Source organism: Oxalobacter paraformigenes, from assembly GCF_000158475.2.
GTDB classification, from domain to species: domain Bacteria; phylum Pseudomonadota; class Gammaproteobacteria; order Burkholderiales; family Burkholderiaceae_D; genus Oxalobacter; species Oxalobacter paraformigenes.
This window is the reverse complement of the sequence record NZ_KI392031.1, coordinates 576,244-587,981: the sequence shown is the minus strand read 5'-3', so window position 1 is coordinate 587,981 and position 11,738 is coordinate 576,244. Positions and strand designations below refer to the sequence as shown.

Here is an 11,738-nt window from a genome sequence, read left to right as displayed (position 1 = left end):
CCTGTTTCCTGTCCGGAAACCGCTTCTTCACCGCCCCCGGCAATCTCTCCCGAAACCGCCAGCGGCCCATCCTGACCCCTTCGGTTGCCGGCCTCTTGCAGAACACATGAAATCTGTCAGGATAACTCTATTTACCTGAAGATTTGTCCCCGTATCAATAAATGTGCCGGAGGCCGAAACCGGATGGCCCGCCGCTTTTTCCGCACTGTTGTACCGATGCCGCCGTTTCGCTACCCCGGCCGCAAACCGGAGCTGACCGAAACTTTTTCATGATGTACATTCTCCCTGTGGCGCCCGGGTTGCGCCCGAAAACCGGAAAACACCAACCGACAAGACCTCCTTCATTTGAAGCGGGGTCTTTTTTTATGGAGAACGACATGACCCAATTACCTGAAAAAAACCTGCTGGACGGCAGCAAGCTGCCGAAAACGACCACGGGGGAAATGAAAGACGCCCTCGGCAAACTGCGGGACTATCTGAATGAACTGCTGGGGGAAGACAGTGCCGACAAGGAAGCGGCACGGCTGGCGCTGGGCATTGATCTGGCGGAACTGGACGCAAAAATCGACATGAAAGCGGGTCAGGACGCCATAACCGCCATCGAAACAGCCGTTCAGGACAAGGTCGATAAAACTGTGCTGGAAAGCCGCTTGCAGGCACTTGAAGAAAAAATCGTGACGGGGGGAATTCCGGTTGGAACCATCGTCATGTTTACGGCAGTCGAAGCGCCGGCCGGTTACCTGAAATGTGATGGCTCGGCCGTCGGGCGGGAAACGTATCCCGACCTTTACGCGACGATCAAGGACACATACGGGAGCGGCGACGGAGAAACCACCTTCAACCTGCCGAACCTGATCGGGCGGTTTGCCGAAGGGAGTGTCACGCCCGGAACGGTCAGGGAAGCGGGGTTGCCGAACATTACCGCATCAGCCTATTTGGCGACCACTTCAGGCGAAATACGTGGAGCGGCTTACTGGAACGATAACTGGTCTGATGCACCGAAAGTGGGCAATCCGGAAGGGTGGATACTGTATAAAAACTGGCTCAATCTGAATGCCTCCAGATCGTCCCCCATCTACGGCAACTCCCATACCGTCCAGCCCCCGGCCCTGACATTGCTTCCCTGCGTCAAAGCCTTCCAGGCATAAAAAAACCGTGCACCGCTCAGGGGACGCCGGCCGGCTTTTCAAACAGGCAAGCCGGCCAGTGGGCAAAACCCTGAGCGATTCGGGGATTGTCCCAACGACTTGCCGGTGGAAAACAGGGACAAACATGAGAACATGCCATTGCCACCGTCCCCGACCGGTCGGCGCCATAAAGAGAAGCGGGCCGGAAAACCGGGACGCCCTTATTCCGGCCCGCGGATTCCGTTTTCCCGGAAACCTTTACCGGACAGGGTAAAAAAAGCCGTCTTTTCAGGCAAGGCGCTGGCCCATCACCTCACAAAAAAAGCATGCCGGAGAGCGCCAGCCTGTTGCCGGAAAACCGGCTTAAGGCATATCCTGAGCGGCAACGCGCCAACAGGTTGCGCCAGAGTCCGATACGCGACAGCAGCTGACCGAAAAATTTTTTTATACTACCATTCCCCTGTGGCGCCCAGATTGCGCCCGGAAAACTGAAAACCGCAAGCAAGATCAACACAGACCTCCTTCATTTGAAGCGGGGTCTTTTTTTATGGAGAAAACCATGACAAAACTGCCAGAAAAAGAACTGCTCGACGGCACGAAAAACCCCGAAACCACCACCGGCGAATTCCGGCTCGCGATGGGCAATATCCGCCAATTCCTCTTCGAACTCTTCGGCGACGAAAGTTCGGACAAGGAAACCGCCCGCCAAACCCTCGGCATCGACATCAGCCGCCTGAATGACGGCATCGCTTCCAAAGCCGACAAACAGGCGGTTGACGCGGCGCTGGAGGAAAAAGCGAACAAAAACGAGCTTTCCCTTGTCGCTACCACCGGCGACTACAACCATCTGGCAAACAAACCGGAAAGGTCGGATACGCTGGAGAGCTACGGCATTATCGCCGACAGCACGCCCACAGCCGGGAGTACGCGGCCTGTGACCAGTGAAGGGATTAAAAATTATGTCAATAACCGGATATCCGCCCTCCGGCACGGGATGCAGCTTTTCACCTCATCCGGCATCTTTACGGTACCTGCCGGGGTGACACAGGTATTTGTGATGTGTGTGGGCGGCGGTGGAGGCGGCGGGTGGTATCACGGTACAGGCGGCGCCGGAGGGGTGACCAGTTTCGGCGCGTACGCAACGGCTCCCGGCGGAGGCGGCGGGTATGACGATGAGGTCGCGGGAGGAGCCGGCGCGGCAGGCTCGGCTACAGGCCCCTGCATTGCAACGGCAGGCAACGCGGGCCGTGCTTCGGGTGGCGGCAGCGTCCCCGCCAAGACCTTTGCCTGCGGCGGGTGGATAGACACTTACAGTTTTGGGGCAGGCCGAGGCGGAAGCGCAAAGGATGCCTCCTCTGTCGGCGGTTCGGGCGGAAGTGTCGCGGCTTATATCACGGTGACACCGGGAGAAGCCGTAGCGGTAACAGTCGGCGCCGGCGGCGGAGGCACGGTAGCCGGTTTGCCCGGTGCCTGTTACATCGAATGGTAAAGGAGAACATCATGCACGCACTCATTGATAAAACCGGCCGCGTCATCGAAACGGCCGCTGTCCCGTTCGACGTTCACCCTGATTTCCGGTGGATCGAGGCCCCCGGCCACGTACAGACGGGCCATGTTTACGCCGATGGCCGGTTCACTGCGCCTGCCGTTTCCCTGCCCCTTGCGGAAAAACCGGCCATGACCGGACAGGAAGCGGCGGCGGTTTCCGCAACGCCCGCTTCCTCTTTCAGCGAAACGCCTGTTACGGCCACAGCGGAACCGGAAACCAAAGCCGGGCCGGAAAGGGAAATACAAGCGGAACCGTTCCAGCGACTGGAAATCCATATCCACCTTCATCGCTAGCTTTCGGAACGGGCAATAGCGGCCCATCGCGTACCCCGGCGCATCCCGCTGGAAACGCCGCTTTCAAGAGCGATTTTTATTTTGTCATGACCCGCTTCGGTGAAGCGGGTCTTTTTTATGGAGAACGACATGACCCAATTACCTGAAAAAAACCTGCTGGACGGCAGCAAGCTGCCGAAAACGACCACGGGGGAAATGAAAGACGCCCTCGGCAAACTGCGGGACTATCTGAATGAACTGCTGGGGGAAGACAGTGCCGACAAGGAAGCGGCACGGCTGGCGCTGGGCATTGATCTGGCGGAACTGGAGAGCCGCCTTGACGTTCTGGCCCGAAACAAGGCCGACCGGTCCGAACTGGACGCCAAGACGGACGCAAGCACACTGGAAGCCGCCATACAGGCAATGGCCGAAAGCGGCGTACCGGTCGGAAGCGTTCACTATTTCGCGATGGCCGAACCGCCTGCCGGCTATCTGAAATGTGACGGCGCGGCTGTCGGGCGGGACATGTATCCGGAACTCTTTTCCGCGATCGGAACCGCCTTCGGAGCCGGCGACGGGGAAACCACCTTCAATCTGCCGGACATGATCGGGCGGTTTGCCGAAGGCAGCGCGACACCGGGAACGGTGAAGGAAGCCGGATTGCCTAACGCCACCGGCACTTTTACCGGCTTTGCCGCCAAAAACTCGCCAAGCGCAACACATGATCTGGCGGAAATAGCGATGAGCGGCATGTTTCATTCCCTGCACGCGAGCAATTCCATCGTGAATCCCTCCTCTTCCGCCAGCGGATCGGAATGGTTTGTGAACTGTTCTGTCGCAACGGATTTAAGCAGAAGCAACGCACTGTTCGGCGCTTCCGATACTGTCCAGCCCCCTGCCCTGACGCTCTTGCCCTGCATCAAGGCCTTTCATGCCGCCATCAACCGGGTCTAGTCCAAAGGACACCGGCAAAAAAGCGGCTGCAAAAACCGGCAGGGCCTCCTGCCGGCTCCCGCCGGTTTCGCCCGCCAGCCGGTGGGACAAATCGGGAATGAAAGCCAGCCTGCCTCCGGGCACGACACCCCGCCATGACGCTGTTCGCTTTTTTACCCCCCACTTTTTCTCTCCCGACATGACGCCGAACCGGACAGACAGGAAAGCCGGGTACCTGCCCCCGCCATGCCATGCCGTTTTTTTCAAAAGAAAACCCCGCCGAACGGCACACAACCCGCGCCAGATCGCCCCCCAACCCGCGTGGCGGGAAAAACCGGGCAGAAAAGCCCTCTTCGGGCACACCTGTCGCCCGCCAGACGGACATTCCCATCCAGAGCGAAAAACGCCATCCACGGCTGACCGCTTTCCCGCTTTCCCGTTTTTCCGCTTTCCCCGTTTCCGGTTTTCCCTCTCCCCCGGTTTCAAACCGTTCCGGCGCCACCCCGCCAAAAACGGCGGGACAACCGATCGCCCGCATGTTGTCGCTCCCTGTCGCACTTTCCCCACTGATTCCACCGAACGCTTCACGACACTTTCCCGACCTGCTAAGATCATTTTCAATACCGTCAACACCGTGCGCACACGCCTCACCGCCCAGAACACCATGCCCTTTTTCCCTTCCTTTCTCTCCCGCGCGCTCCCTGCCCTGTGTCTGGCGGCGCTTCTCGCAAGCGGGCCGGCCGCCCATGCCGTTGCGACGGCTTTGGATCCGTATGCCTCCTTTTCCGCCGCAGAAAACCGGCAAAACGCCTTCCCGGCGGACACGGAGCTGGAAAAAGCGCTGGAAAAAGCGGAACAGGTGACAGATGATCCGCTGATGAAAACCCTGACGGGGGCAATCCGGGCCTCGGGCCTTGCCGGCAAACCGGACTGGCACGCCGCCCGCCTCCGGTTTGAGGAAGCGGCCAAAGCCGGCGAACCGTATGCGCAATATTTTCTCGGCCTGATGTATCTGTCCGGGAAAGGCACGACCGTCAACCCCCAAAAAGCCTTCGACTGGTTTTTGCAAAGCGCCCGGCAAAACCTGCCGGACGCCCAGTACTGGCTCGCCGGCTGCTACGCCAAAGGCCGGGGAACGGCCAAAAGCGAACGGGAAGCGATGTACTGGTACCGAATCGCCGCGGAAAACGGCCATGTCGGAGCGCAGACCGGCATGGGACTGGCCCTGCTTTACGGCGTCGGCCTGCCGCAAAACGAAAAGGAAGCGGCCGGATGGCTGGAAAAAGCGGCCCATGCAGGCAACGCACAGGCGCAATACCATCTTTACAAACAATACAAAAACGGCGCTGGCCTCCCCCAAAACCCGGACGAAGCGCGGAAATGGCTCGTGCGTTCGGCCAAAGGCGGCTGGCCGCAAGCGCAACTGTCGCTGGCAATGGCATATCTCCTGCGTTATTCCCGGCAAAAAGACAATCCCGACGAAGCGAAACAGGCCGTCCAATGGGTAGAAGAAGCGGCTGAAAGGAACGATCTGGAAGCCACGCGCCTGATGGGATCGCTCTATCAGTCCGGCCTTGCCGTCGGCGTCGATATGAAAAAAGCGGCCTATTGGTACCGCCGTGCCGCCGAAGCGGGCGACGCGGAAAGCCAGAACCTCTACGGCAAAATGCTGACCGCCGGCGTCGGCGTTGCCCAAAACCGGAAAGAAGCCGTCCTCTGGCTTGAAAAAGCCGCCGCACAGGACCATACCGAGGCGGGACTCCTGCTCGGCGCCTTGCTCTTTCATGACGAAAGTGGCGTTGCCGATCCGGAAAAAGCCATTCCCTACCTCAAAAGCGCCGCCGAAAAAGGCGACATTCAGGCGCAAAACATGATGGGCGGCGCCTATTTTGCCGGCAAAGGCGTCGCCAAAGACGAAGGGCAAGCCTTCATCTGGTTTGAAAAAGCGGCACAATACGGCGATCCCCTCTCCCAGCTCAATCTGGCACGGATGTACCATGCGGGACAAGGCGTCGCCAAAGACGAGACGAAAGCGCGAAAATGGCTTTCCCGCGCGGCGGAAAACGGCCAGCCCGAAGCCCAATACCTGCTCGGCCAGGCCTACCGGGACGGAAGGGGTGTTCCCGAAGACAAGCAAAAAGCGCGGCAATGGCTGGAAAAAGCGGCCGCACAGAACCATGCCGCGGCGAAAAGCGCCTATGCCCTCATGCTGGGAAACGGCGAAGGCGGCCCGGCCGATCCGAAAACGGGAGCCCGCCTGCTTCTGGAAGCGGCGCAGCAGGGCGATCCGCAAGGCATGTATTTCAGGGGGCAAGCCATACTGGCTCACGACTCTTCCCCCGAATCGGCCAAAACCGCGCTCAGATGGATAAGCGAAGCCGCGCAAAAGGGATACGCCAACGCCCAATACTGGATGGGCACGGAAAACCATACCGGAAAACGCATCCCCAAAAACCTGAAAGCGGCATGCGAATGGTACCGGCGCGCCGCCGAACAGGGCTATGCCACAGCGCAATACTGGTATGCCCATTGTCTTCAGGAAGGAACAAGTGACGCGCAAGATGTCAGCAAAGCCCTCGTCTGGTTTGAAAAAGCCGCCAAAAACGGGAATGCCGACGCCCAGTACACGCTGGGCATCCTGAACCATAACGGAGAAGGCATCCCCAAAAACCTCGAAGCCGCCCGCCGGTGGTACCGCCAGGCTGCCGAACAGGGCCACGTCAAGGCGCAATACTGGCTGGCGACCTGCCTGCTGGAAGGACTGGGCGGTCCGGAAAACCCGGAAGAAGCGTTTGCCCTTTACGAAAAAGCGGCCCGGCAGGGCGATACGAAAGCCCAGTACAAACTGGCCCTCCTTTACACCAATGCAAGCGGCACCGCGAAAAACGACGCCATGGCGCTTCAATGGCTGGAAAAAGCGGCCGAAAACGGCGACCCGGCGGCCCAGTACCGCCTTGGAGTGGAAAACCACATCGGAAAGCGCCTTCCTGAAAACCCCGAAGCCGCGCGCCAGTGGTATCGCAAGGCGGCAGACCAGAGTCACGCCGAAGCGCAATACTGGCTGGGTGTCCTGACGCTCAATGGGGAAGGCGGCGAAAAAAATCCCGCGGAAGCTTTCCGGTGGATGGAAAAATCCGCCAAAAACGGCCATGCCGAAGCCCAATACCAGTTGGGTCTTGCTTTCCGCGATGGCGATATCATTCCGGAAAACAAGCCCAAAGCGCGGCAATGGCTCGAAAAAGCCGCCGCGCAAAACCATGCGAACGCACAGCATGCCTATGGCCTCATGTTGCTCAACGGCGAAGGCGGCCCGGCCGATCCGGCAAGCGGCGCAAGCTGGCTCGTCAAGGCCGGAAAACAGGGCCCGGCACAGGCCCGCTATCAGGCCGCTATCCTCGCCCTGGCAAGCCTTGCTGCTTTCGACGAAACGGAAACCGCCCTGACATGGCTGACCGAGGCCGCCGAACAGGGAAATGCCGACGCCCGGTACCTGCTGGGAACGCTTTATCTCCTGGGAAAAAACGTTCCCCAAAACCCGGAAAAAGGCCGCCAGTGGCTGGAAAAAGCGGCCGCGCAAAACCAGCCCGACGCCATCCAAGCCCTGTCGGAAAGCGGATGGAACCGGACCGCGCAAACGGCCGCTTTCCGGGCGTCCGATCCCGCGGAAAACGCGCCGCCTGTCACCAGGGACGACAACGCCAGAGGCGACATCGTCGAGGCCCTTCAACTGCTCATCGCGCCTGACAGCGAAAAAAACGACGGAAAAGCTTTTGCCCTGCTGGAAAACGCGGCGCAAACCGGCGACCCGACCGCCCTCCATTACCTCGGCTATTGTTATCAGGAAGGCCGTGGCACGCCGCAAGACCCCAAAAAAGCCTTCGCCTCCTTTCTTCAGGCCGCCGAAGCCGGCTATGCTGAGGCCCAGTACATGACCGGGAAAGCCCTCTGGAACGGACATGGCGTTGCAAAAAACGAAAAACAGGCCGCCTTCTGGATCGAAAAGGCTTCCCGTAACGGCAACCTCGACGCCTCCTTCGTGCTGGGCTACATGACCCTGCTCGGAAACGGCGTCCCAAAAGATACCGGAAAAGCGCTGGACATCCTTGTCCCGGTCGCCGAAAAAGGCCAGCCCGAAGCCCAGAACCTGCTTGGCGTACTGTACAGCAAAGGGATGGGCGTTCCCCAAAACGCAAAAATGGCCTGCCTCTGGTTTGAAAAAGCGGCCCGGCAAGACGAACCCGGCGGCCAATTCGGGCTGGCGCGCTGCTATGACACCGGAGACGGCGGCGAACAGGACTTCGCCAAAGCCGCCCACTGGTACACGCGCTCTGCCGAAGCGGGCTTCCCCAAAGCCCAGTACGCGCTCGGCATCCTCTACAGGGAAGGCCTTGGCCTCGCCCGGGACGACGCCCAGGCCTTTTACTGGTACAGCCAGAGCGCCGCATCGGGAAACGTGGAAGCCATGCGGGAAGCCGGACTGGCCTTGATCGACGGCCGCGGCACAGCGAAAGACGAAAGCCGCGGCGCCACGCTCCTGCATGCCGCCGCCCGGCAGGACGACCCGGCGGCGCAATACCATCTGGCCCTGCTTTACATTTACGGCATCGGCCTGCCGCAGGATAGGGCAACGGGCTTTGGATGGCTTGAAAAAGCGGCGAACGGCGACGATGAAATCGCCCAATACCGGCTTGCCCGCGCTTACGACAAGGGCTTTTACGTCGAAAAAGACGAAAAAAAGGCGTTTTACTGGACGGAAAAAGCCGCGCAACACGACTTTGCCGAAGCCCGCTACGATCTGGGCATGCGCTATCAGATGGGACTGGGCGTGCCCAAAGACCACGCCAAAGCCTTCCACTGGCACTTGCTGGCCGCCAAGGCCGGACACCGCGACGCCCAGAGCGCCCTCGCCTTCCTTTACGAACAGGGCCTTGGCACCCAAAAGGACACGAAAAAAGCCTTCTACTGGTACACCGAAGGCGCGCGCGACGGCGATCCCACCGCCCTCTTTCTGCTGGGAAACTGCTACCTGTCCGGAACGGGAACCCCCATCGACAAAAAGAAAGGCCTTGCCCTGGTGCGCGAAGCGGCCGAACGGGGACAGCCCGGCGCGCAATACCTGCTTGGCCGGTACCATGAATCCGGATCGGACGTGCCGAAAGACAGGGCGCAAGCCATCCACTGGTACACGCTGGCCGCCGGAAACGGCAATGCCAAGGCGCAAAAAAGGCTGAACGAAATGGGCCGGTAACCCCCGTTTCCCTGACGGCGCAAAACGCCGCACGCTCCCGGCTCGCTGCGCGGCCTTTTCCCGCCCTGCCGCAAGACCGTTCCCTCCGAAGCGGCGCGGCATGAACCCCGAACGGCAAGCCGGATCGGGCCGCATTCAGCGTTTCAGAAGCCACAACCTCCTTCCGCCCCGGCATGCTTTCAGAGAAGCGGACACGTTTTTCCGCGCCTCCGGGCAAACCCGTCAAACCCGGCCCTGCCGCTGTTGGAAAACAAGGACAAACAGACGGAAACAGAAGAAAAAACCGTGAACACCGCCGCCGTAACCGGAGCGCCACAAACGCCTTGCTCCGGCGCGCGCCGGAAGCCTTTTCCGGTTCGGCGATACCTTAGCGACAAGAATAAGAAAACAGCCCGGCGCGTCTCCCGACATCAGCGGCAGCAGCACGCTGCCCGTTTTGCCGCGCCGCCACGGTATGGCCTGGAAAGCGGGCGCTGAACACAGCTTTAACGACACTGCCTGCTGATTTCCCCCCGGAGAAGGTCTCTTATTCACAGCCACCCGCCCGTCCCGTTCGATTGAAAAGAAAACCGGCTCGCAAGCGGCAGGCCAGTCCTGAACGGCAGACAAAAGAACCGGCAAAACCGGCCAGGGTTTTGTCCGCCAGTCCGGACAAGCCATTGGCATCCGGCCGGCAAACCGCGATTCCGGTTCAGACCGTTCGCGCCGCGACGGCGACCGGCTGCCCCACCCGGCAAGCCGTTGGCCTGAATCATTCAATACGACGATACTTCAGCACGTGGATGCGTGACAGACGATACTTGTCCAGCAGATAAGACAGATCGTCACTCTGCTCAACGATTTTTGTCGCCGCTTTGTTCCAGACCACGTACCGGGGGATTTTTTCGGTTTGTCCGTTAATGAAAATTTCCCTGCGTTCGCCCAGATCGGCGATAAAAAAGGTCTCTTCGTCATTCATGTGTTCGTCCGGTTACGACCGTGCGAGGGTCGGGAGAGCGGGTGCTGAACACAGCCCTAACTACACTGCCTGCTTATTTCCTTCCGGAGAAGGTCTTTTATTCACAGACACCCGCCCGTCCCGTTTGACTGAAGACGAGAACCGACATTGGCTATCGACCCGCAAATGTCGCTCAGTCAAGGTATGTTCAGTACCGCTTGTGCGTCACTTGCGAGTCAATTAACAAAACAAGTATGTTTTATCGAAAACCCGATCATGTTGTTTTTGCACACATAAAAAATGTGCAACCGCCGCCACCAACGCGCGAGTATAAACCCGCACGCTGGCATACGTCGGTAGCACTTTATCGGTTGCCAGCCGAGTTAAGCAGAGGGTGTTCAGCCCTCCGGAACCGCCATGACGGCTCCGTCTGCCACTTTACTTCATTCCCTGCCTTGCAGCAAAAAAGTGTTTGGACACTTTTCCGTTCCCGCTGTTGAACACCCTGCCCCGCCGATACCGTCTGGCGCAGGCAAGGCGCAACGTTCAGGCGGCTGTATCCTTCCCGCTTCGCGCCCGTTCAGCAAACAGCGACCGGTCCGCACAGCCGCTTTTCCCCTCCGGAAACAGGCGGGTTCCCGCAAGGCGGCAAAACCCGCGATGCGATGCGCCTTGTCAAGACGTATGACACTGTCCCGTTCATGGCCTTCGGCCGGTTGTCAGGAAGAAAGGCCTTTTCTTTTCCCGCGTCCAAGGCCTCCTCCCTGCCCGGCGGGAGAACCGGACGCCCCGGACCTGTCCCCGCCAATCCCGGCAAGCGGACTTCCCGGCTCGCGAGCCGGAAGCGCAGGGATGAAAAAAGAAACGGTCGAAACCTGATGAAAAAGACACCGTCTCCCTCGCGGGAACCGGTTCCGGCAGGCCAGGCGCCTTTTTCGGGCCAAACAAACCAAAACGGCAGCCGGAATAATCCGGGCTGCCGTCTTCCCGAGCTTTTTCGCCTTCCGCTCAGGCAGGCGTTTTCATTACCTTTTCCATATAGACGAAATTCAGGTTGGGCGTCACCTGTTCTTCTTTGAAGCGTTTGTATCCCAGCCCTTCATAGAGCTTCAGGTTTTTGATGCTGATGTTGCTCGTGAACAGTTCGTAGCGCGGTTTCGGACACGATTTTTCGATCGCGACCAGCAATTGCGTCCCGATGCCCCGGCCCTGCTTTTCCGGCAAGACCATCAGCTTGCCGATATAAAGCGTATCGCCTTCCTCGCGCGCCCTGACCGAACCGATAATCACCCCGGCTTCATCCACCGCTTTCAGGATAATGCCTTCCCTGAATTCCTTTTCCACCTCTTTCAGCGTCTGCATCAGAGGCGGTATCCGGTCATTGCCCAGCAATCGGGCTTCACTGCGATAGGCACGGTACTGCAAGGCCAGAATCACGCCCAGATCCTCGGGTTGCGCTTTCAGAATTCTCAAAACGAATGTCCTTCCAGAAAAAAGAAAAAACAAAACGCGACTATAACCTCAAATTCATGAAAATAAAATAAAAAAACGGCCGGTTTGAGCTGACCGAAAAAAAATTTCCCCTTAAAATAAGGGTGTGGGGCGCGTTTGCGCCCTTTTTTATTGACCGACACAGGCCTTCCCTGGCAGGAAGGCCTTTTTTTATGGAGAA

General features: G+C 59.1%; 8 protein-coding genes. 5 read left to right on the top strand and 3 right to left on the bottom strand.

Features of this window, described 5'->3' with window-relative positions; translation table 11 throughout:
• Window positions 1-269 precede the first annotated feature (269 nt).
• The 3 genes from OFAG_RS12865 (at window position 270) to OFAG_RS06280 (ending at window position 2,969) form a co-directional block, all read left to right on the top strand.
• Window positions 270-1,148, top strand: coding sequence for a phage tail protein (locus tag OFAG_RS12865; RefSeq protein ID WP_005877195.1), 879 nt, complete (start codon window positions 270-272; stop codon window positions 1,146-1,148).
• A gap of 538 nt (window positions 1,149-1,686) precedes the next feature.
• Window positions 1,687-2,616, top strand: coding sequence for a hypothetical protein (locus OFAG_RS14095; protein ID WP_020994962.1), 930 nt, complete (start codon window positions 1,687-1,689; stop codon window positions 2,614-2,616).
• An 11-nt stretch (window positions 2,617-2,627) separates the two neighbouring features.
• Complete coding sequence (locus OFAG_RS06280) at window positions 2,628-2,969, top strand: hypothetical protein (RefSeq protein ID WP_020994961.1); 342 nt, start codon at window positions 2,628-2,630, stop codon at window positions 2,967-2,969.
• Here the strand turns inward: OFAG_RS06280 and OFAG_RS14455 are convergent.
• Window positions 2,966-3,100: a hypothetical protein gene (locus tag OFAG_RS14455; protein WP_261798460.1), complete on the bottom strand. Its 135-nt coding sequence runs from the start codon at window positions 3,098-3,100 to the stop codon at window positions 2,966-2,968. The two genes, OFAG_RS06280 and OFAG_RS14455, sit on opposite strands and share 4 nt — an antisense overlap.
• On the opposite strand from OFAG_RS14455, the gene OFAG_RS12860 reads away from it, so the two are divergent.
• Both OFAG_RS12860 and OFAG_RS13765 read left to right on the top strand, forming a co-directional pair.
• The gene (locus OFAG_RS12860; protein WP_020994960.1) at window positions 3,099-3,902 is read left to right on the top strand and encodes a tail fiber protein; all 804 of its coding nucleotides are present in this window, start codon (window positions 3,099-3,101) and stop codon (window positions 3,900-3,902) included. The genes OFAG_RS14455 and OFAG_RS12860 overlap by 2 nt on opposite strands.
• 97 nt (window positions 3,903-3,999) lie before the next feature.
• A complete protein-coding gene (locus OFAG_RS13765; protein ID WP_187138758.1) occupies window positions 4,000-9,129 on the top strand; it encodes a tetratricopeptide repeat protein in 5,130 nt (1,709 codons plus the stop codon).
• Between the two features lie 751 nt (window positions 9,130-9,880).
• Here the strand turns inward: OFAG_RS13765 and OFAG_RS06255 are convergent.
• Window positions 9,881-10,087 (bottom strand): hypothetical protein, encoded by a 207-nt coding sequence (locus OFAG_RS06255; protein WP_005877204.1) that lies wholly within the window; start codon window positions 10,085-10,087, stop codon window positions 9,881-9,883.
• Window positions 10,088-11,074: 987 nt separating this feature from the next.
• Complete coding sequence (locus OFAG_RS06245; protein ID WP_005877206.1) at window positions 11,075-11,539, bottom strand: GNAT family N-acetyltransferase; 465 nt, start codon at window positions 11,537-11,539, stop codon at window positions 11,075-11,077.
• Between the last annotated feature and the right edge of the window lie 199 nt (window positions 11,540-11,738).

Coding starts and splice junctions, on each gene's coding strand:
- OFAG_RS12865 (WP_005877195.1), top strand. CDS start 270: ATGATGTACATTCTCCCTGTGGCGCCCGGGTTGCGCCCGAAAACCGGA.
- OFAG_RS14095 (WP_020994962.1), top strand. CDS start 1,687: ATGACAAAACTGCCAGAAAAAGAACTGCTCGACGGCACGAAAAACCCC.
- OFAG_RS06280 (WP_020994961.1), top strand. CDS start 2,628: ATGCACGCACTCATTGATAAAACCGGCCGCGTCATCGAAACGGCCGCT.
- OFAG_RS12860 (WP_020994960.1), top strand. CDS start 3,099: ATGACCCAATTACCTGAAAAAAACCTGCTGGACGGCAGCAAGCTGCCG.
- OFAG_RS14455 (WP_261798460.1), bottom strand. CDS start 3,100: ATGTCGTTCTCCATAAAAAAGACCCGCTTCACCGAAGCGGGTCATGAC.
- OFAG_RS13765 (WP_187138758.1), top strand. CDS start 4,000: ATGAAAGCCAGCCTGCCTCCGGGCACGACACCCCGCCATGACGCTGTT.
- OFAG_RS06255 (WP_005877204.1), bottom strand. CDS start 10,087: ATGAATGACGAAGAGACCTTTTTTATCGCCGATCTGGGCGAACGCAGG.